The following is a 19,935-nucleotide window of genomic DNA, read 5'->3' as shown; positions in this document are numbered from 1 at the left end:
GCCGATGAGTCGCGACTCAGAGCAATGTATTTCCAACATGCGGAGGACTCAGTGAGCACGACCGCCACCGTCCGCGCCGACCCCCGCGCCGCCCTCCGGAGCGGCCTCCCGGACCGATACCTCACACCTGACGACGTCGCCGAGATCTTCGGCGTGCCCCTGGAAACCGTCTACCAGTGGCGCAAGAAGCGCACCGGCCCGCCCGGCTTCCGCATCGGCAAGCACCTCCGATACGACCCCACCGACGTCCGCGCCTACGTCGCCCAACGCAAGAGCGCCGACCAGGCCGCCGCCTGACGTCACGCCGCTTCACCAGGGAGGGCCACAACGTGGCCCTCCCTTCTCCATGCCCAGAAGGGAACGCCGCCGTATGGCAGGCCACATTCAAGACCGCTGGTTCAAGACCGAAACCACGCCCACTGGTGGGGCCGTCAAGGTCAAATCCGACCGCTACGGCACTGGCCTGCGGTACCGCGCCCGGTACGTCGGCCCTGACGGCACCGAGAAGTCCAAGAGCTTCCCCGACGGCAAGAAGCGACTTGCCGAGAAGTGGCTGAGCGCCATCGAGACGGACATGACGCGCGGACAATACGTCGACCCGTCGGCCGGCAAGGTGACGTTCAAAGACTTCGCCACGGCGTGGCTGGCGTCTCAGACCACGGACCCTTCCACCATCGTGAACATGGAGTTGCGGTTCCGGCTGCACGCATTTCCGTACATCGGTTCGCGCTCCATGACCGCATTCCAGCCCACCCATATCCGCACGTGGGCACGAGCCCTCATGGACTCCGGAATGGCAGCGTCGTACCAGCGGACCGTGTTTGCAAACGTCTCTGCTGTGTTCGGCGCGGCTGTGGACGACGGCATCATCTCCCGTAATCCCTGCCGCGCGGGTTCCGTTCGTGCGCCCAAGCTCGATCCTCGGAAGATCAAGCCGTGGACGCGTGATCGAGTGGTGGCTGTTCGCGGCGGGCTCCCGGAGCAGTATGCAACAACAGTGGACCTCGGTGCCGGGTGCGGCCTGCGACAGGGCGAGATCTTCGGGCTGGCCGTCGATGAAGTCGACTTCGACGGGGGAGCGCTGCACATCGCGCGCCAGGTCAAGCTGGTCGGTCCGCAGATGGTGTTCGCCCCGCCCAAGGGCGGCAAGCTGCGCGACGTGCCGCTGCCCGACGTGGTGTCGGATGCTCTCGCCGCGCACGTCACCCGCCGGCCCCCTATCGACGTCACTCTGCCGTGGAAGACCCCGGACGGCCCGCCGGTCACAGCGAAATTGCTGTTCTACTCGCGGGAGCGTAAGGCACTGAACAGGAACTACTTCAACATGTACCTGTGGAAGCCCGCCCTGATCGCTGGCGGCGTCATCCCGGGGCGGGCGCCGGGGGAGCGGTTCAAACCGTCGCGTGAGCACGGCATGCACGCCTTGCGGCACTACTACGCGTCGGTCCTGCTGGACTCGGGAGAGAACATCAAGGCCCTGGCCGAGTACCTCGGTCACTCCGACCCAGGGTTCACGCTGCGGACGTACACACACCTCATGCCGAACAGCAGGGACCGGGCGCGCCGGGCCATCGACTCAGCGTTCGGCAAGGGAGTGCCTCCCGGACCCTGAGCGCAAAAGGCCGCCGGCCGTGCCCCTCCCGGAGCGGGAAGAACACGGCCGACGGCCCACAGACGGCCCAGGGGAGCGGAAACCCACTCTGACCTGGGGCGATATCACACGTCGTAGTACAGCTCGAACTCGTGCGGGTGCGGACGCAGCTGCAGCGGCGCGATCTCGTTCGTGCGCTTGTAGTCGATCCACGTCTCGATCAGGTCGGACGTGAAGACGTCGCCCGCGAGCAGGAACTCGTGGTCGGCCTCGAGGCGGTCGAGGACCGCCGGGAGCGAGGTCGGGACCTGCGCGACACCCGCGTGCTCCTCGGGGGCGAGCTCGTACAGGTCCTTGTCGATCGGCTCGGCCGGCTCGACCTTGTTCTTGATGCCGTCGAGTCCCGCGAGCAGCAGCGCCGAGAAGGCGAGGTACGGGTTGCCGGAGGAGTCGGGCGCGCGGAACTCGACGCGCTTGGCCTTCGGGTTCGAGCCCGTGATCGGGATACGCATGGCCGCCGAGCGGTTGCGCTGCGAGTAGACCAGGTTGACCGGGGCCTCGAAGCCGGGGACCAGGCGGTGGTAGGAGTTCACCGTCGGGTTGGTGAAGGCGAGCAGCGAGGGGGCGTGCTTGAGGATGCCGCCGATGTAGTAGCGGGCGGTGTCCGAGAGGCCCGCGTAGCCCGCCTCGTCGTAGAACAGCGGGTCGCCGTTGGCCCACAGCGACTGGTGCACGTGCATGCCCGAGCCGTTGTCACCGAAGATCGGCTTCGGCATGAAGGTCGCGGTCTTGCCGTTGCGCCAGGCGACGTTCTTCACGATGTACTTGAAGAGCTGGAGGTCGTCGGCGGCGGCAAGCAGCGTGTTGAACTTGTAGTTGATCTCTGCCTGGCCGGCGGTGCCCACCTCGTGGTGCTGGCGCTCGACCTGGAGGCCGGACTTGGCCAGCTCCAGGGAGATCTCGGCACGCAGGTCGGCGAAGTGGTCGACCGGCGGGGTCGGGAAGTAACCGCCCTTGTAGCGGACCTTGTAACCGCGGTTGTCCTCCAGCGCACCGGTGTTCCAGGCGCCCGCCTCGGAGTCGATGTGGTAGAAGGCCTCGTTCGACTTGGTGTCGAAGCGGACGCTGTCGAAGACGTAGAACTCGGCCTCGGGGCCGAAGAACGCGGTGTCGGCGATGCCGGTCGAGGTGAGGTAGGCCTCGGCCTTCTTCGCCACGTTGCGCGGGTCACGGGAGTACTGCTCGCCCGTGATCGGGTCGTGGATGAAGAAGTTGATGTTGACCGTCTTGTCGCGGCGGAAGGGGTCGACGCGCGCGGTGGACAGGTCGGCGCGGAGCGCCATGTCGGACTCGTGGATGGCCTGGAAGCCGCGGATCGAGGAGCCGTCGAACGCGAGCTCCTCGGCCGGGTCGAAGGCCTCGGCCGGGATCGTGAAGTGCTGCATCACACCCGGCAGGTCGCAGAACCGTACGTCGACGAACTTGACGTCCTCGTCCGCGATGAACTTCTTGGCCTCGTCGGCGTTCTGGAACATCCAGCTCCTCCTACTCCCGCCCACTGTGGACCGGGGTGGTAGTTCGTTCGTGCGGCCAGTGCGGTGGCACACGCTGGGGCCGACCATAGGGACGGGGGATTTCTCCAGCGTGACCCATTTGTTTCGCCCAAGTTAACCGACCGGGGCTCCCCGGGCCCCTCGTGTCCGTATGCCAAAACGGGCGCAGTACCGTGGACGGGTGGACAACAGGCAAGCAATCGGATCATGGCTCTCCGGACCCCGGGCGGCCATGGAGGACTCCGGCGCGGAACTGGGATACCGGGGCGAGCAGCTCGGTCTGCCGGAGCACGGGCCCGGTTCCATCGCCCGTCCGGGGCGCCGCCTCGGAGCTCTCGCCGTCGACTGGGCCCTGTGCATGTTGATCGCATACGGGCTGCTCACCGACGGCTACGGCCAGGCGACCGGGAACTGGGCGCTGCTCGTCTTCTTCGCACTCGGCGCCCTGACGGTCGGCACCCTCGGCTTCACCCCGGGCAAGCGGCTGTTCGGCCTGCGGATCGTGCCCGAGGGCGGCGGGCGGCTCAACCCGCTGCGCGCCCTGCTGCGCACCGCCCTGCTGTGCGTCGCCGTGCCCGCCCTGATCTGGGACCGCGACGGCCGGGGCCTGCACGACCGCCTCGCACGGACCGTCGAGGTCCGCGTCTAGCCTCCGCTCCGGGGAGCGGCACTTCCCGAGGCGCGACCCTGATGCGAGGGTACGGCGTCCGGGTACGACGTCCTGATGCGGGCGAGGTGCCGCGCCCGGGCACGACGCCCTGATGCGGCCTCCCGATACGACGAAGGGGGCGACCGGAGAGATCCGGTCGCCCCCTTCGTCGTACGTAGGAGGGGTGTCAGCGGGTCTTCGGGCCGCCGCGCGGCATCCGCATGCCCTTGGGCATCGGGCCCTTCGGCAGCGGCATGTTGCTCATCAGGTCGCCCATCGCCCGCAGCCGGTCGTTGGTGGCGGTCACCTGGGCGCCGGTCAGGACGCGGGGGAACTTCAGCATCGTGGTGCGGAGCTTCTTGAGTCCCACCTGTCCCTCGCCGGTGCCCACCAGTACGTCGTGCACCGGTACGTCCGCGACGATTCGCGCCATCTTCTTCTTCTCGGCCGCCAGCAGGCTCTTCACCCGGTTCGGGTTGCCCTCGGCCACCAGCACGATGCCGGCCTTGCCGACCGCGCGGTGCACCACGTCCTGGCTGCGGTTCATCGCCACCGCGGGAGTGGTGGTCCAGCCCCGGCCGATGTTGTCCAGCACGGCCGCGGCGGCGCCCGGCTGGCCCTCCATCTGCCCGAAGGCGGCCCGCTCGGCCCTGCGCCCGAAGACGATCGCCGACGCGAGGAAGGCGAGCAGGAGGCCGAGAATGCCCAGATAGACCGGGTGGCCGATCAGGAAGCCGATCGCGAGGAAGACACCGAGGGTGACGATTCCGACTGCCGCGAGTACAAGACCGATCTTGGAGTCGGCCTTGCGAGTCATCTTGTAGGTCAGGACGATCTGCTTGAGTCGCCCGGGGTTCGCAGCGTCCGCTGCAGGTTCCTTCCTCGCCATGCCACGAAGTCTACGTGGCCCGGCAAGGCCCGACGACGGCAGTGTCCGGGCGGACGGCGGCAGCGCCCGCGACCGGGGTGCGCGGCGAGGCGCGCGGCGGCTACGGACGCGTCGCCACGGACTCCAGCACGCGCTGCGCCTCGACCCGGTCCTTGGCGCGACGGCGGTCCTCCAGGACGGAGGTCCAGGCGTTGCGGCGGGCAGTGCGCTGGCCACTGCTCATGAGCAGCGACTCGACGGCACGGAGTGCATCGGTGAACGACGGGATCGCGGTGGCGCGTACGGGCGCGGCCTGCATGATGGGAGGTCCCCCCTCGGGATGGCGGCTCTTGGGACGGGGCGGTACTTCGTGTAATACCAGGGTCACTGATTGGTGTTACCAGGGCGTGACCGACCGGTCAAACACCAATGAAGCCTTGATGCAGCAGGTCTCGAGCCTGACGCCGTCCTGACGGGGGTCCCCAACTGCGGGGACGGACGCGATGGTGCCGAATTGGCCACTACCCGGCGGTAGTTGCTTGTGCGCCGACTCACACGCGAGCGGTGGCACTCAGTGCCACCGCTCGGGTCGAACCGGTTTCCCCCGACTGCTCCGTCCGGGGGTGCCGCGTGTCGGTCAGACGGCCTGCGAGGCGACGTAGGCGCCGCGCTTCTCGACGGCCATCCGGTACAGCCGGCCGGCGCGGTACGAGGAGCGGACCAGGGGGCCCGACATGACGCCGGAGAAGCCGATCTGCTCGGCCTCCTCCTTGAGCTCCACGAACTCGTGCGGCTTGACCCAGCGCTCCACGGGGTGGTGGCGCACCGACGGGCGCAGGTACTGGGTGATGGTCACCAGCTCGCAGCCCGCCTCGTGCAGCTGCCGAAGGGCCTCGCCGACCTCCTCACGGGTCTCGCCCATGCCGAGGATCAGGTTCGACTTCGTGACCAGACCGTAGTCCCGGGCCTCCGTGATGACCTTCAGCGAGCGCTCGTAGCGGAAGCCCGGGCGGATGCGCTTGAAGATGCGGGGGACCGTCTCCACGTTGTGCGCGAAGACCTCCGGCCGCGAGGAGAAGACCTCGGCGAGCTGGGCGGGCTCGGCGTTGAAGTCGGGGGCGAGCAGCTCGACCTTGGTGCGGCCCTCCGCGCGCTCGGCGGTCTGGGCGTGGATCTGGCGGACCGTCTCCGCGTACAGCCAGGCGCCGCCGTCCTCCAGGTCGTCGCGGGCGACGCCGGTGATGGTGGCGTAGTTCAGGTCCATGGTGACCACGGACTCGCCCACGCGACGGGGCTCGTCACGGTCGAGGGCCTCCGGCTTGCCCGTGTCGATCTGGCAGAAGTCGCAGCGCCGGGTGCACTGGTCCCCACCGATCAGGAACGTGGCCTCCCGGTCCTCCCAGCATTCGTAGATGTTGGGGCAGCCCGCCTCCTGGCAGACCGTGTGCAGCCCCTCGCTCTTCACGAGGCTCTGCATCTTCGTGTACTCGGGGCCCATTTTCGCCCGGGTCTTGATCCACTCGGGCTTGCGCTCGATGGGGGTCTGGGCGTTCCGGACCTCCAGGCGCAGCATCTTGCGTCCGTCGGGTGCGACTGCGGACACATCGGCTCCCTGTAGCTTCGATTCTTCGGCGTACACCAGGGTACGCCCGTGCGGTGCTTGCTCCCCGGGGTGGGCAACCTTGGGGAGCGGGGGTGCATTCCCGGGGGCGGTCGCGCGGATCCGCGCTCCGGAGGGTTCCCGCGCCCGGAGTGGTTACCCGAGCCGGTGCGTTCCCCGGAGGCTCCCCGGAGGGGGACGTCAGGCGGACGCCCGCTCCACCTCGCGCGGCCTGAGGTCCGCGTTCCCCAGTACGTCCCCCAGGTGCTTCTCCACGACGGGCAGCACCTCGTCGATGGTGAGCTCGCGGCCCAGTTCGTGCGCAAGGGACGTCACGCCCGCGTCCCGGATGCCGCACGGGATGATCTTGTCGAAGGACGAGGTGTCCGGGTTCACGTTCAGGGCGAAGCCGTGCATGGTGACGCCCTTGGCGACCCGGATGCCCATCGCGCAGATCTTGCGGTCCTCGCGCCGCTGGCCGGCGTTGGAGGGCGCGTACTGCGGTCCGTTCAGCCGCGGGTCGAACTCCTCGTCGGCGAGCCGCGGGTCGAAGTCGAGGGAGAGCCCGTCGGAGGGGCGCTGCTCGACCGGGTCGCCGAGGACCCAGACGCCCGCCCGGCCCTCCACCCGGCTGGTCTCGACGCCGAACTCCGCGCAGACGCGGATCATGGCCTCCTCCAGACGCCGCAGGTGCGCCACCACGTCCACGGGGCGCGGAAGCTTCTGGATGGGGTAGCCCACGAGCTGTCCCGGGCCGTGCCAGGTGATCTTGCCGCCGCGGTCCACGTCGACGACGGGCGTGCCGTCGAGCGGGCGCTCGTTGTCCGCCGTACGCCGGCCCGCCGTGTAGACCGGCGGGTGCTCCAGGAGCAGACAGGTGTCGGGGATCTCGTCCAGGAACCGGGCGGCGTGCACCCGGCGCTGCTCGTCCCACGCCTCCTGGTAGTCCACGGCATCGGCACCGAATCCCATGCGGACGAACCGCAGCTCACTCACGGCAAGCGCCTCCCTCGAAGTCCACGACCGCGGTCCGGCATCCGCGGAACCGTTGTCCGGTACGCGAAAGAACCTTTCGTCAGGTACGTGACGCGCCCACGCCACTGTACGTCCGGGCCCTGCGCGTCAGCCCAAAGGGCAATCCTCACACGATCGGATGAATGTATGCCGAAAGGTGCGATCGGGTGCTCACGCTCAGCTACATTCGCGCCGTTCACGAGGCCATAAGGGCTGCTCACACGCGGGCACACAGTGGTGCCCGAAAGGCAGGAGACCGCACCGCAGATGACGGAACGACCCGCGCAGCGCACTCCCAACCGCCAGCTCGCCGCGCTCATCGCAGAAGCGGGGTTCTCCAACGCCGGTCTCGCCCGCCGCGTGGACCAGCTCGGCCTCGAACACGGACTCGATCTGAGATATGACAAGACATCGGTGACCCGGTGGTTGCGCGGGCAGCAGCCCAGGGGCACGACCCCCGCGCTCATCGCCGAGGTGTTCACCCGCCGCCTCGGACGACGGCTCACCGCACAGGACCTCGGGCTCGACGCCTGCGCGCCCGTCTACGCGGGCCTGGAGTTCGCCGCGACCCCCGAGGAGGCCGTCGACATCGTCAGCGGCCTGTGGCGCAAGGACTCCGGCAGCCACGCCGAGCTGCGCAAGATCGCCTTCACCCCGGCGGGACTCGTCGTCCCCAGCCGGGACTGGCTGATCGGCCGGGCCGACGACCGGGTCGGCCGCGGCGACCAGGCCGGAGCGCGCATCCCGGCGCAGGCGCGCCCCGCCTCCGCCCGGTTCCCGGCCCCGCTCGAACCGGGCGAGCCCCCGGCCCGCCGGCGCAACCAGACCGAGCGCGGCCCCGGCCAGCGGGTCACCGGCGGCGACATCGCCGCACTGCGCTCGGTCGGCGAGCTGTTCCGCGCCCTCGACCACGCCTACGGCGGCGGCCACGCCCGGCAGGCGCTGGTCCGCTATCTGGAGCACGAGGCCGAGCCGATGCTGCGCGGCGTCTACGGCGAGCAGACCGGACGGCGCCTGTTCGCCGCCGCGGCCGACCTCACCCGCCTGGCCGGCTGGACCTCCTACGACATCGCCGCGCACGGGCTCGCGCAGCGCTACTTCGTGCAGGCGCTGCGGCTGTCGCAGGCGGCCGGGGACCGGGCGTACGGCTCCTACGTGCTGGTGACCATGAGCCGGCAGGCGGTCTACCTCGGCCACGGGCGCGAGGCCGTGCAGCTCGCGAGGGTGGCCCAGCAGGGCGTCGGCTCGTCCGCGCCGCCCGTCGTGCAGGCCCTGCTGCACTCCGTCGAGGCGCGCGGGCACGGGGTGCTCGGCGAGGTGCGTGCCTGCACGGCGTCGCTGGTGCGCGCCGAGCGGGCGCTGGAGACCGCCCGGCCCGGGGACGACGCGCCGCACTGGGCGCGGTTCTTCGACGAGGGACAGCTCGCCGACGAGTTCGGGCACTGCCACCGGGATCTGCAGCAGTACCGGGCCGCGGCGCAGCACGCCGAGCGCTCGCTGCAGTTGCGGGCGCCCGGGTACGCGCGCAGCCGGCTCTTCTGCCGGGTGGTGCTCGCCACCGCGCGGCTCGGGCTCGGAGAGCTCGACCAGGCCTGCCAGTTGGGCGCGGAGGCCGCGGGGCAGGCGGCGGAGATGCGGTCGGTACGGGCTGTCGAGTACGTACGGGACTTCGAGCGCCGGCTCGAACCGTACCGGGACGCCGCACCCGTGCGCGGCTACCGGGACCGGGTGGCCGCGCTCGGGTGACCCGGAGGTCAGGCGGCCGCCTCCAGCGGTTCCTCGGCCGCGGCCGGCTGGGCGCCCAGATCCGCGAGCAGGGCCCGGGCGGCCCTGCGGCCCGAATGGAGGGCGCCCTGGAGCGTTCCGGTGTCGCGGTGGTCCCCGCAGACGTACAGGCCCGCCAGGAGGCGTACCGGGCGGCGCAGGTCGTGCGGCGGGGGCATCGCGGGGACGGCGTCGGGGGTGTGGTGGACCGCGAGGAGTTCCCAGCGGCCCGTCGGCGTCCCGTACAGGCGGGCCAGCTGGGCGCGGACAGCCGCGTCCAGAGGGGCGGCGGACGGCGGGACGCCCAGCACCGTCGAGGAGATCAGGACGCGCCCGGCCGGGGCGCGGCTCGGGTCGACCTGGCTCACCACCGCCGTGTGCGCCACCGGGCCGCCGCGATCGGCGTCCAGGAGCAGGGCGGGCTCGGCGAGCGGCGGCTCGTCCGTGGTGTGGTGCAGGACCGTCACCGGGTGGAAGGCCGGGACGCGCAGTCCGGGCAGCAGCCGGGCGGCGTCGCGGGCACCGGTGGCCAACAGGATGGCGCGGCAGGTGAGGCGGCCGTGGTCGCGCGTGGTCACGGTGGTCGTGGAGACCGCGGTGACCTGGACGCCGGTGCGGACGGTGCCCGGGGGGAGGGAGGCCGCGAGGAGCTCCGGCAGGGTGTCCGCGCCGCCCTCCGGCAGACAGAGCCGGCCCGACGCGAACGAGTGCAGGGCCAGGTCGGCCGCCCGGCTGGAGGCGGTGAGGTCCGGATCGCACAACAGCGCGGCGAGCAGGGGGCGCAGGAAGCCGTCGACCGTACGCGGAGGCAGCCCCCGGGCGGCCAGTGCCCGCGCGGCGGGGAGTTCCGGGCGGGCCAGGAGACGCTCCGGCGGTGTGGCCGCGAGGCGGGCGAGGGCGGCGGTGAGGCGGGTCTGGTCGAGGGGGCCGCCCAGCGGACCGGGCCGGGGGACGCCGCCCTGGCTCCGGGAAGGACGGGAGGCGCTCCGGGTGGCGGACCGGGGGAGCCGGGGGGCGCTTGCGAGGGCGCGTGCTGCGGTGAGTGCGCCCCTTGCGCTCCGGGGGGTGAGGACGCCGGCGCGGTGGTGGCGGCCGTCGCTGTGCAGCAGGACGCCCGGGGAGAACGGGCGCAGGGTCAGGTCCTCCAGGCCTGGGGTGCGGCGCAGTTCCGGGTACGACGTGGACAGCAGCCGGCCGATGCGGTCGAGCCGGAATCCGTCCACTTTCTCCGTCGACATGCGGCCGCCCACGGTGGGGGCGGCCTCCAGGACCACGGTGGTGAGCCCCGCCCTGGTCAGGTGCTGGGCGGCCGCGAGCCCCGCGGCTCCGGCCCCGACGATGACGACGTCCACGTCCGCTTGACATACGGGCTCTAGCACATGCCCCTCCTCGAGGTTGTGCGGCCGATGGGGACGTCATGCCCCCAACATGCCCTGGGAATACCCGAGTTCGGGTCGAGAGTAGGGGTGCGGGCGGCGTGGGGGAGTCGCGCGTCGGGTGTGCACGGTCGCATGGGGGTGCATACGGTGCCGTGTACGGGCGGCTGTTCTCGCCCCGCCGCCCCTACTCGTCCCGTCACCCGAGGCTCCGACCCGGACGCCGCCAGGGGCGCTGCACCCCCTGAACCCCCGCTCCGCCCGAAGGACTCGTCCTCAAACGTCGGACGGGCCGAGAATCCGGAGCCCGGGCCGCATCAACGGTCCGCCCGGCGTTCGTCAGCGGAGAGCCGCTCGGAGCGCCTCCTCGATCGACGGGAACGTGAAGGTGAAGCCGGACTCCAGGAGGCGGGCGGGCAGGACCCGCTGACTGCCCAGGATGTCGTCGGACATGTCACCGAGAGCCAGCCGCAGCATCCCGGCGGGCGTGGCCAGCACCGTGGGCCGCCGCATCACCCGCCCCATCGCCTCCGTGATCTCACGGTTGGTCAGCGGCTGAGGCGCGGTCAGATTGACCGGCCCGGACAGCGACGGCGTGTCGATGAGGTGCCTGATCGCGGCCACCTCGTCGTGCACGGAGATGAAACTCCAGTACTGACCGCCGTCCCCCAGACGCCCGCCGAGCCCCGCCTTGAAGAGAGGGAACAGCCTCCCCCACGCCCCGCCCTCCCGCGCCACCACCAGCCCCGTACGGGCGAGCACGGTGCGGACCCCCGCCTGACGGGCCGCGTCGGCAGCCCCCTCCCACGCCACGCACACGGAGGGCAGGAACCCCTCCCCGGCTGGCGCCGACTCGTCCACCGCGCGCTCGCCCGTGTCGCCGTAGAACCCGATCGCGCTCCCGTTGACGAACACCGCCGGCCGCTCGTCGAGGGACGCCACCGCCCCGGCGAGCACCTCGGTCCCCCGCACCCTGCTCTCCCGGATCGTCCGCTTGTACGACTCCGTCCACCGTCGCGAGGCGATCCCGGCCCCCGCGAGGTTCACCACCGCCGCGCACCCGGCGAGCGCCCCCGCGTCGACCCCGCGCCCCTCGGGATCCCACCGCACCTCGCCGCGGGTGCGGGGGGCGCGCCGCACCAGGCGGAGCACCTCGTAGCCGTCCGCGGTCAGGGAGCGCGTCAGCGCCGAACCGATCAGGCCGGACGCACCGGCGATCACCACGCGGGAACCAGGAGCAAGCGGTGAGTCGTTCATGCGCCCATCCTGCCCCGCGGCCCGCGAAAAGAAGGGCGGGAGCCGCGTGACGCCGCCGTACAGTGATCCTCATGCCGGTACCGCACATACGCTTCGCCACGCCGGACGACGAGGACGCCCTCGGTCGTCTCGACCGCGCCACCTGGTCCACGCTGCACGCGGTCATGCCCCGCCCCCGGCCGCCGTACGAGCCCTTCTACAACGAACGGTTCGGGCCGCGCGACCATCTGGTCGCCGAACTCGACGGCGTCCTGGTCGGCTACGTCCGGCTCGGCCACCCGACGTCTCTCGCCTGCAACTCCCACGTCCGGCAGATCCAGGGACTCGCCGTGTCCGGCGAGGCCCGCGGCGCCGGCGTCGGGCGGGCGCTGCTTCGGGCCGTGCAGGACGAGGCCCGGCGGCAGGGCGCCCGGCGCATCTCGCTGCGGGTCCTCGGGCACAACACCCCGGCGCGGAAGCTGTACGAGTCCGAGGGGTTCGTGGTGGAGGGCGTCCTGCCCGAGGAGTTCCTGCTCGACGGCGAGTACGTCGACGACGTGTTCATGGGCCGCAGCCTCTGACCCGGCTCCGCAGCCTTCGACCGGGCTAGGCCCGCCTCACGAGGTGACCAGGTCACCCGTGTCCACCGGCGCCGTCGCCCGCGCCGCCCGCTGCGCGTCCCCGCTGACCTCGTCCGCCGTCAGGACGTAACCCGTCTCGTCGTCCGAGGTCGAGCGGGCGAAGACGACCCCGTACACCCTGCCCTCGGTGGTGAGGAGCGGCCCGCCGGAGTTGCCGGGGCGGACGGTGGAGCGGACCGAGTAGATCTCCCGGGTGACGGTGTCCGTGTTGTAGATGTTCTGGCCCCGCGCGTTGATCTGGTTCGCGACCGTCGCCGCCTGGAGGTCGAGACCGCCGTCCTGCGGGTAGCCCGCGACGACCGCCGAGTCGCCCCGCGCGGCGCCGGTGTCGAAGCGGAGGACCGGCGCCCGGAGACCGGGGACGTACAGGACCGCTACGTCCTTCTGCGGGTCGAAGAGCACCACGCGCGCCGAGTACACCCGCCCCACGCCGCCCACCCGCACCGTCGGGTTGTCGATGCCCGCCACCACATGGGCGTTGGTCATCACGTGCTGCGCCGCGAACGCGAACCCGCTGCCCTCCCGGCCCTGGTTGCCCGCGGCGCCCTCGATCTTCACCGTGCTCAGCTTGGCGGCGGTCGTCGCGGACTCGGTCACACTGTCCCCGGAGGGCTTGGCGACGCCCGCCGTCGGCTCGTTCTCGAACGGGTTGAAGACCTGTGGGAAGCCCGCCTCCGTGAGCGCCGAGGTCGCCCGTGAGAACCAGGTGGGCGTGGTGTCCGGCATCGCGTGCTGCACCGCGCCCAGCAGGGCCGAACCGCGGATCGACTGCGTGATCAGGGTGGACGAGGAGGCGCCCAGGACGCTCGCCGCCACCCAGGCCACCAGCAGTACGGCCAGCGTGTTCGCCGCGGCCCCGCCGATCCCGTCGGCCACCCGCAGCGGCCCCCGGTCCAGCTCGCGGCGCAGCTTCAGCGCCAGCCGGCCCGCCAGCTCGTGGCCCACCACGGCCGGCACCAGCACCGTCAGCACCGCCGTCACCGTCGCCGACGTCCCCGCCGTCACCAGGTCCATCATCCAGGGCAGCACCCATACGCCGATGACCGCGCCGCCCACGAACCCGGCCAGCGAGACGCAGCCGGCGACCAGGCCACGCCGGTAGCCGGACGCCGCGTAGGCCAGGATCACCAGCATCAGCAGGATGTCGAGCAGGTCCACGGAGCCGCCTTTCTCTCGGGCCCCTTAGTACGCGTGGGGCGGGCTCAGTGATCAGCACGCGCGCGTGGTCCCGCGAGGGGGCCACGCGTGCGTGGAACTGTGAAAACGTTCCGGACCAGGGGGATGGTTCCACCAGGTGGCACAGCGCACATCGCGCGGCGCGATGATCCGGGCGAGGGTGAGGACATGCGTGTCTTCCGGATGACGCGAGGGGCATCGCGGGAACAAGGCGGGGAGCGACTTCGCCATGCGCTGGGGTGGCTGCGGCTGTGGCTGCGATGGTGGCTGCCGCGGCGGCCGACGTGGGGCTGGTGGCTGACGTGGCGCCTGCTGGTGAGCCGGTGGGTGGTGTGGCGACCTGTGCCGGGTTGGTGGGCGAGGTGGCGGCTGGTGGCGTGGCGATCGGTGCGGGGCTGGTGGCTGACGTGGCGCCTGCTGGTGAGCCGGTGGGTGGTGTGGCGACCTGTGCCGGGTTGGTGGGCGAGGTGGCGGCTGGTGGCGTGGCGATCGGTGCGGGGCTGGTGGCTGACGTGGCGCCTGCTGGTGAGCCGGTGGGTGGTGTGGCGACCTGTGCCGGGTTGGTGGGCGAGGTGGCGGCGGGTGGCGTGGCGATCGGTGCGGGGCTGGTGGCTGACGTGGCGCCTGCTGGTGAGCCGGTGGGTGGTGTGGCGACCTGTGCCGGGTTGGTGGGCGAGGTGGCGGCGGGTGGCGTGGCGATCGGTGCGGGGCTGGTGGCTGACGTGGCGCCTGCTGGTGGGTCGGTGGGTGGCGTGGCGACCGGAGCGGGGTTGGTCGGCGAGGTGGCGGCTGGTGGTGGGTCGGTGGGTGGCGTGGCGACCGGAGCCGGGTTGGTGGGCCAGGTGGCGCCTGCTGGTGAGCCGGTGGGTGGCGTGGCGACCTGTGCCGGGTTGGTGGGCGAGGTGGCGGCCGGTGGTGGGTCGGTGGGTGGCGTGGCGACCGGCTCAGGGCCGGTGGGCGACGCGTCCCACGCTGATCGTGCTCGGGTGTGTCTCAGGGCTGCTCGCCGTGGTCGCGCTCGTCCTGTGCGCCCGCGGAGTGGAGCGCGTGGTGGGGCGCTCCCGCACCGCCGCGCCTCCGGCCGCCGTGCGGCCCGTCGTTCACACGGCTGTGCGGCCGACCATCGTGCCGCGGTCGCGCTGGCTGGACGCCCGTACCGCGCACGGCCAGCCGCCGCCGCGGTACGACGACCGGGTCGTCGCGGTCTTCGTCCACCACACCGACTCGCCGAACGTGTACGACTGCGCCGACGTGCCCCGCATCATCCGGTACCTCTACGCCGGGCAGACCGGCGCCCGGAACTGGGACGACATCGGCTACAACTTCCTCGTCGACCGGTGCGGGACGATCTACGAGGGGCGCGCGGGCGGGGTCGACCGGGCCGTCACCGGGGCCCACACCCAGGGCTTCAACCACCGGACCGCGGGGATCGCGGCCATCGGTACGTTCACGGAGGGGGCGGTGGTGCCGCGGGCGATGACCGAGGCGATCGCGGCGCTCGCCGCGTGGAAGCTGGGGCTGGCGGACGTGGATCCGCGGGGCACCGTGCGGCTCGTGTCCAGCAACAGTCTCAGTCGGTATGCCATGGGGACCGCTGTGGTGCTGCCGACGTTGGCCGGTCACAACGCCGGGTTCATGACCACGTGCCCCGGTGCCGCGCTGACGGCTCGCCTTCCGGCGATCCGTACCCGGGCCGCGTTTCTGCAGGGCCGCCGCTGACCCGGCCGGGGTTTCCTCGCCCCCGCCGCCCCTACCCGACCCGTCCCTGGGGGCGGAGCCCCCAGGGACGGGTCAGGGGCGCTGCGCCCCCTGGACCCCCGCTTCGCCCGAAGGGCTCGTCCTCAAACGCCGGACGGGCTGCAATACATGACCCCGGCCGGAACCATGCAGCACGCGCCGACACCCCCAGCACAAGCCCGCATCTTCAGCGCAGGCCCGCATCTCCAGCCCGTCCGGCGTTTGAGGACGAGGCCGTTCAGGCCGAAGCGGGGGTCCGGGGGCGGCAGCCCCCAGGTACGGCGAGGGCGAGAAACCGAACCCCTCAGCCCCGGAAGCGCTCCCACAACTTCGGATAACGCTCGGAGAGCACCCCTTCGTTCTCGAAGTCGAGCGGCGTGCCCTCCGGCTCCGTCGACGCCGGAGGAATCCCGAGGTCGGGCGCGACGACCCCGGTGAGCTGCTCGTACGCCTCGTCCGCCGCGTACCCCAGCTCCTCGCCGTCCCCGTCCAGATCCTCGTCGAAGTCGTCCAGGAGCTCGGCGAGGGCGTCCGGGTCGTGCATCGCCCCCTCGAAGACCTCACGCCCCTGGCCGATCAGCCAGCACCGGAAGAAGTCGAAGGCGTCGTCGCTCGCCCCGTCGAGCAGCACCCACGCCGCGCCCCACAGGTCCCAGCGGTAGGCGCGGTTGTAGCGGGCCTCGAAGTGACGGGCGAAGTCGAGCACGACGTCCGGGTCCCGCTGGACGAGCCGTTCGACGAGCAGGTCGGCGTGGTCCTCGGGGTCGCCCTCGACGGCCTCGCGGGTCGTGTCCACCAGCTCCCAGAACTCCGTCTCGTCCATCACGGGTCCAGCATCGGGCCTGAACGGGAGTGACGCACGCGGAGTGCCGCAGATTGTTATGCGCGCACATGCCGACGGTAGAACCGACAGGTACGGGGCGCTTTCGCGCGACCCGTCACGCGTAGAGCGCCGCCAGTCGCGCCGCGTCCGCGGCGAAGCGCTCGCGCAGGGCCGCGGGGGAGACCACCTCCACCTCGGGCCCGAGCCCCGTGAGCTGCGTATGGGCGACCTCCGCGGACTCGACGGGGAGCGTGACGGTCACCCACCCCCGGTCGTCGGGGGCACCGCACGCGTCCAGGGCCGCCCTCGCCGCCGTGGGATCGACGACGTGCGGCAGACGCCGTACGCCGTCCGGGGAGAGCCGTACGACGGCCTCGGCCCGCAGGATGGACCGCGCGAACTGCTCGGCCCGCTCCTCCCAGAACCCGGGCAGGTCGAAATCCTCGTCCCGCCGGAACCGCTCCTCGCCGAGACCGACCGCGGTGAACCGGTCGATCCGGTACACCCGGAAGGTCCCCGCCTCCGGCACCCGCGCGCACAGGTACCAGACCCCCGCCTTCAGCACGAGTCCGTACGGCTCCAGTGTCCGCTCCACCTCCGCCCCGTCCCGTCCGTAACGCGCGACGACCGGGCGGTCGTCCCACACCGCGTCCGCGACCGGCGGCAGCAGCTCGGGCGCCCTGGGCTCGCTGAACCAGGCGGGCGCGTCCAGATGGAAGCGCTGCGCCGCCGTCCGCGAGGCGTCCCGCAGCGAGGGCAGCAGGGCCGCGGAGACCTTCAGCCGGGCCGCGGACGCGGTGTCCTCCAGACCCATCTCGCGCAGCGCCCCGGGTACCCCGCTCAGGAAGAGCGCCTCCGCCTCGCCCCGCGCCAGGCCGGTGAGCCGGGTGCGGTAGCCGCCGATCAGCCGGTAGCCCCCCGCCCGCCCCCGGTCCGCGTACACCGGGACCCCCGCCTCCGAGAGCGCCTGCGCGTCCCTCGCGACGGTCCGCTCGGACACCTCCAGCTCCCGCGCCAGCTCGGCGGCGGTCATCGACGCCCGCGACTGGAGCAGCAGCACCATCTTGATCAGGCGGGCAGCACGCATGCGTTCATCATGCCGGGCGCCACCGACAGGCAGCCGGGGCATGAAGACGGCGAGGGGGTACGGCGGCCGCCGTACCCCCTCGCCGGGGTGAACCACAGGTCCTACAGGCCGTAGCGCTCCCGGGCTTCCTTCACCGCGGACGTCTTGACCTCACCGCGGCGGGCGAGCTGCGCCAGCGCCGCGACGACGATCGACTGCGCGTCGACGCCGAAGTGACGGCGGGCCGCCTCACGGGTGTCCGAGAGGCCGAAGCCGTCGGCACCGAGAGAGGAGTAGTCCTGCTCGACCCACTGCGCGATCTGGTCCGGGACCTGGCGCATGTAGTCGGAGACCGCGAGTACCGGGCCTTCGGCGCCGTGCAGCGCCTGGCGGACGAACGGCACCCGCTCCTCGCCGCGCAGCAGCGCCGCGTCGGCCTCCAGCGCGTCGCGCCGCAGCTCGGTCCAGGACGTCGCGGACCACACGTCCGCGGCGACGCCCCACTCCTCGGCGAGCAGCTTCTGCGCCTCCAGGGTCCAGTGGATCGCCGTGCCGGAGCCCAGCAGCTGGACGCGCGCGGCGTTGGCGGCCGGGGACAGGCCCGCCGACTCGGCCGTGTTGAAGCGGTAGAGGCCCTTGACGATGCCCTCGTCGATGCCGAGCCCGGCCGGCTTCGCGGGCTGCGGGATCGGCTCGTTGTAGACCGTCAGGTAGTAGAAGACGTTCGGGTCCTCGCCCGGTGCGGTCTCGCCGTACATGCGGCGCAGACCGTCCTTGACGATCGCCGCCACCTCGTACGCGAACGCCGGGTCGTAGCTGAGCGCCGCGGGGTTGGTCGCCGCGATGACGGGGGAGTGGCCGTCGGCGTGCTGGAGGCCCTCGCCCGTCAGCGTCGTACGGCCGGCCGTGGCGCCGACCAGGAAGCCGCGGCCGAGCTGGTCGCCGAGCTGCCACATCTGGTCGGCCGTGCGCTGCCAGCCGAACATCGAGTAGAAGATGTAGAAGGGGATCATCGCCTCGCCGTGCGTGGCGTACGCGGTGGACGCGGCGATGAAGTCCGCCATGGAGCCGGCCTCGGTGATCCCCTCGTTGAGGATCTGGCCGTCCTTGGCCTCCTTGTAGTACATCAGCTGGTCGCGGTCGACCGGCTCGTACGTCTGGCCCTTGGGCGAGTAGATGCCGAGGGAGGGGAAGAGGCTCTCCATGCCGAAGGTGCGCGCCTCGTCGGGGACGATCGGCACCCAGCGCTTCCCGCTCTGCTTGTCGCGGACGAGGTCCTTGACCAGCCGGACGAAGGCCATCGTCGTCGCCACGTTCTGCGTGCCGGAGCCCTTGTCGAAGGACGCGAACGCCTTGTCGGCGGGGGCGGGCAGCGGGGCGAGGGGGTGCGTCCGACGGGCGGGGGCGGGGCCGCCGAGGGCCGCGCGGCGCTCCTGGAGGTAACGGACCTCGGGGGCGTCGGCGCCCGGGTGGCCGTAGGGGACCACACCGTCGACGAACTGGCTGTCGGAGATGGGAAGTTCGAGCAGGTCACGCATCTGCTTGAACTCGTCCGTGGACAGCTTCTTCATCTGGTGGTTGGCGTTCTTGGACGCGAAGCCCGTGCCGAGCGTGAAGCCCTTGACCGTCTGGGCCAGGATCACGGTCGGTCCGCCCTTGTGGGCCAGGGCGGCGCGGTAGGCGGCGTACACCTTGCGCGACTCGTGGCCACCGCGGGAGAGGTGGAAGCACTCGGTGATCTTGTCGTCGCTGAGCAGCTTCGCCATCTCGACGAGCGCCGGGTCGGCGCCGAAGAAGTCCTGGCGGATGTAGGCGGCGTCGCGGGTCTGGTACGTCTGCACCTGGGCGTCGGGTACCTCGCGCAGCCGGCGTACGAGCGCGCCGGTGGTGTCGAGGCGGAACAGCTCGTCCCAGGCGTTGCCCCACAGGGACTTCACGACGTTCCAGCCGGCGCCGCGGAACTGGGCCTCCAGCTCCTGCACGATCTTGAAGTTGGCGCGGACCGGGCCGTCGAGGCGCTGCAGGTTGCAGTTGATGACGAAGGTCAGGTTGTCCAGGCCCTCACGAGCGGCCAGGGCGAGCGCGGCCGTCGACTCCGGCTCGTCCATCTCGCCGTCGCCGAGGAACGCCCACACGTGGGACTGCGAGACGTCCTTGATGCCGCGGCTGGTGAGGTAGCGGTTGAAGCGCGCCTGGTAGATCGCCGACAGCGGGCCGAGGCCCATCGAGACCGTCGGGAACTCCCAGAGCCAGGGCAGCCGGCGCGGGTGCGGGTAGGACGGCAGACCGTTGCCACCCGCCTCCTGGCGGAAGTTGTCGAGCTGCGTCTCGGTGAGGCGGCCGTCGAGGAAGGCGCGGGCGTAGATGCCGGGGGAGGCGTGGCCCTGGATGTAGAGCTGGTCGCCGGACCCGTCCCCCTCCTTGCCCTTGAAGAAGTGGTTGAAGCCCGTCTCGTAGAGCCAGGCCGCGGAGGCGAAGGTGGCGATGTGACCGCCCACGCCGTGCTTCGCGCCCCGGGTCACCATGGCGGCCGCGTTCCAGCGGTTCCAGGCGGTGATCCGGCGCTCCAGCGCCTCGTCGCCGTCCACGACGGGCTCGGCGGAGGTGGGGATGGTGTTGACGTAGTCGGTCTCAAGCAGCTTGGGCAGCGCGAGGCCGTGGCCCTCGGCGCGCTCCAGCGTGCGGCGCATCAGGTACGCGGCACGGTGCGGCCCGGCCGCCTTGGTGACGGCGTCCAGTGAGGCCTGCCATTCGGCGGTCTCCTCGGGGTCGCGGTCCGGGAGCTGGTCGAGCTCGCTCGGCTGGATTGCGGTGGGGTCGGTCATTGCGCCGCCTTCCGGA

The 19,935-nt window shown here is 71.8% G+C and carries 17 protein-coding genes; 6 read left to right on the top strand and 11 right to left on the bottom strand.

Annotated elements, in window-relative coordinates; genetic code table 11:
* The first annotated feature begins 24 nt into the window (after positions 1-24).
* Positions 25-297: a helix-turn-helix domain-containing protein gene (locus OHB41_RS15330; protein ID WP_266698679.1), complete on the top strand. Its 273-nt coding sequence runs from the start codon at positions 25-27 to the stop codon at positions 295-297.
* 73 nt (positions 298-370) lie between these two features.
* A complete protein-coding gene (locus tag OHB41_RS15325) occupies positions 371-1,612 on the top strand; it encodes a tyrosine-type recombinase/integrase (RefSeq protein ID WP_266698678.1) in 1,242 nt (413 codons plus the stop codon).
* A gap of 104 nt (positions 1,613-1,716) precedes the next feature.
* Here OHB41_RS15325 and glnA read toward each other — a convergent pair whose 3' ends face one another.
* A complete protein-coding gene (glnA, locus tag OHB41_RS15320; RefSeq protein ID WP_266698676.1) occupies positions 1,717-3,126 on the bottom strand; it encodes a type I glutamate--ammonia ligase in 1,410 nt (469 codons plus the stop codon).
* 199 nt (positions 3,127-3,325) lie between these two features.
* Between glnA and OHB41_RS15315 the strand changes: the two genes are divergently transcribed.
* The gene (locus OHB41_RS15315) at positions 3,326-3,793 is read left to right on the top strand and encodes an RDD family protein (RefSeq protein WP_266698675.1); all 468 of its coding nucleotides are present in this window, start codon (positions 3,326-3,328) and stop codon (positions 3,791-3,793) included.
* Positions 3,794-3,980: 187 nt separating this feature from the next.
* Here OHB41_RS15315 and OHB41_RS15310 read toward each other — a convergent pair whose 3' ends face one another.
* The 4 genes from OHB41_RS15310 to lipB form a co-directional block, all read right to left on the bottom strand.
* Positions 3,981-4,682 (bottom strand): DUF4191 domain-containing protein, encoded by a 702-nt coding sequence (locus OHB41_RS15310; RefSeq protein WP_266698674.1) that lies wholly within the window; start codon positions 4,680-4,682, stop codon positions 3,981-3,983.
* Positions 4,683-4,782: 100 nt separating this feature from the next.
* Complete coding sequence (locus tag OHB41_RS15305) at positions 4,783-4,980, bottom strand: SCO2195 family GlnR-regulated protein (protein WP_148013661.1); 198 nt, start codon at positions 4,978-4,980, stop codon at positions 4,783-4,785.
* A 318-nt stretch (positions 4,981-5,298) separates the two neighbouring features.
* Entirely contained in the window at positions 5,299-6,264 is a 966-nt protein-coding gene (gene lipA / locus OHB41_RS15300) for a lipoyl synthase (protein WP_168527781.1), read from the bottom strand.
* A 198-nt stretch (positions 6,265-6,462) separates the two neighbouring features.
* Positions 6,463-7,257, bottom strand: coding sequence for a lipoyl(octanoyl) transferase LipB (gene lipB / locus OHB41_RS15295; RefSeq protein ID WP_266698670.1), 795 nt, complete (start codon positions 7,255-7,257; stop codon positions 6,463-6,465).
* A 285-nt stretch (positions 7,258-7,542) separates the two neighbouring features.
* Between lipB and OHB41_RS15290 the strand changes: the two genes are divergently transcribed.
* Positions 7,543-9,021 carry an NsdA family TPR-like regulatory protein gene (locus tag OHB41_RS15290; RefSeq protein ID WP_266698669.1) on the top strand — a complete coding sequence of 493 codons (1,479 nt, stop codon included), beginning with the start codon at positions 7,543-7,545 and terminating at the stop codon, positions 9,019-9,021.
* Between the two features lie 8 nt (positions 9,022-9,029).
* Here the strand turns inward: OHB41_RS15290 and OHB41_RS15285 are convergent, their stop codons facing one another.
* Both OHB41_RS15285 and OHB41_RS15280 read right to left on the bottom strand, forming a co-directional pair.
* Positions 9,030-10,418, bottom strand: coding sequence for an NAD(P)/FAD-dependent oxidoreductase (locus tag OHB41_RS15285; RefSeq protein WP_266698668.1), 1,389 nt, complete (start codon positions 10,416-10,418; stop codon positions 9,030-9,032).
* 336 nt (positions 10,419-10,754) lie between these two features.
* Positions 10,755-11,672: a TIGR01777 family oxidoreductase gene (locus tag OHB41_RS15280; protein WP_266698667.1), complete on the bottom strand. Its 918-nt coding sequence runs from the start codon at positions 11,670-11,672 to the stop codon at positions 10,755-10,757.
* A gap of 71 nt (positions 11,673-11,743) precedes the next feature.
* Between OHB41_RS15280 and OHB41_RS15275 the strand changes: the two genes are divergently transcribed.
* Positions 11,744-12,232: a GNAT family N-acetyltransferase gene (locus tag OHB41_RS15275; protein ID WP_266698666.1), complete on the top strand. Its 489-nt coding sequence runs from the start codon at positions 11,744-11,746 to the stop codon at positions 12,230-12,232.
* 36 nt (positions 12,233-12,268) lie between these two features.
* Here the strand turns inward: OHB41_RS15275 and OHB41_RS15270 are convergent, their stop codons facing one another.
* On the bottom strand, positions 12,269-13,450 hold the full coding sequence (locus OHB41_RS15270; RefSeq protein ID WP_266698665.1) for a MarP family serine protease: 1,182 nt from the start codon (positions 13,448-13,450) through the stop codon (positions 12,269-12,271).
* Positions 13,451-14,395: 945 nt separating this feature from the next.
* Between OHB41_RS15270 and OHB41_RS15265 the strand changes: the two genes are divergently transcribed.
* Entirely contained in the window at positions 14,396-15,187 is a 792-nt protein-coding gene (locus OHB41_RS15265) for a peptidoglycan recognition protein family protein (RefSeq protein ID WP_323138376.1), read from the top strand.
* 322 nt (positions 15,188-15,509) lie between these two features.
* On the opposite strand, the gene OHB41_RS15260 is transcribed toward OHB41_RS15265, so the two are convergent.
* The 3 genes from OHB41_RS15260 to aceE all read right to left on the bottom strand — a co-directional run bounded on the left by OHB41_RS15260 (position 15,510) and on the right by aceE (position 19,919).
* Positions 15,510-16,028, bottom strand: a complete 519-nt coding sequence (locus OHB41_RS15260) for a DUF4240 domain-containing protein (RefSeq protein WP_266705878.1) — start codon at positions 16,026-16,028, stop codon at positions 15,510-15,512.
* Positions 16,029-16,143: 115 nt separating this feature from the next.
* A complete protein-coding gene (locus OHB41_RS15255) occupies positions 16,144-17,115 on the bottom strand; it encodes a helix-turn-helix transcriptional regulator (protein WP_266698664.1) in 972 nt (323 codons plus the stop codon).
* A 101-nt stretch (positions 17,116-17,216) separates the two neighbouring features.
* Entirely contained in the window at positions 17,217-19,919 is a 2,703-nt protein-coding gene (aceE, locus tag OHB41_RS15250) for a pyruvate dehydrogenase (acetyl-transferring), homodimeric type (protein WP_266698663.1), read from the bottom strand.
* Positions 19,920-19,935 lie beyond the last annotated feature (16 nt).

Source organism: Streptomyces sp. NBC_01571 (assembly GCF_026339875.1).
GTDB lineage: Bacteria > Actinomycetota > Actinomycetes > Streptomycetales > Streptomycetaceae > Streptomyces.
Note: the sequence above shows the minus strand (reverse complement) of the source record. Positions and strands in the feature narration are given on the sequence as shown.

Coding starts and splice junctions, on each gene's coding strand:
- OHB41_RS15330 (WP_266698679.1), top strand. CDS start 25: ATGTATTTCCAACATGCGGAGGACTCAGTGAGCACGACCGCCACCGTC.
- OHB41_RS15325 (WP_266698678.1), top strand. CDS start 371: ATGGCAGGCCACATTCAAGACCGCTGGTTCAAGACCGAAACCACGCCC.
- glnA (WP_266698676.1), bottom strand. CDS start 3,126: ATGTTCCAGAACGCCGACGAGGCCAAGAAGTTCATCGCGGACGAGGAC.
- OHB41_RS15310 (WP_266698674.1), bottom strand. CDS start 4,682: ATGGCGAGGAAGGAACCTGCAGCGGACGCTGCGAACCCCGGGCGACTC.
- OHB41_RS15305 (WP_148013661.1), bottom strand. CDS start 4,980: ATGCAGGCCGCGCCCGTACGCGCCACCGCGATCCCGTCGTTCACCGAT.
- OHB41_RS15290 (WP_266698669.1), top strand. CDS start 7,543: ATGACGGAACGACCCGCGCAGCGCACTCCCAACCGCCAGCTCGCCGCG.
- OHB41_RS15280 (WP_266698667.1), bottom strand. CDS start 11,672: ATGAACGACTCACCGCTTGCTCCTGGTTCCCGCGTGGTGATCGCCGGT.
- OHB41_RS15275 (WP_266698666.1), top strand. CDS start 11,744: ATGCCGGTACCGCACATACGCTTCGCCACGCCGGACGACGAGGACGCC.
- OHB41_RS15260 (WP_266705878.1), bottom strand. CDS start 16,028: ATGGACGAGACGGAGTTCTGGGAGCTGGTGGACACGACCCGCGAGGCC.
- OHB41_RS15255 (WP_266698664.1), bottom strand. CDS start 17,115: ATGCGTGCTGCCCGCCTGATCAAGATGGTGCTGCTGCTCCAGTCGCGG.
- aceE (WP_266698663.1), bottom strand. CDS start 19,919: ATGACCGACCCCACCGCAATCCAGCCGAGCGAGCTCGACCAGCTCCCG.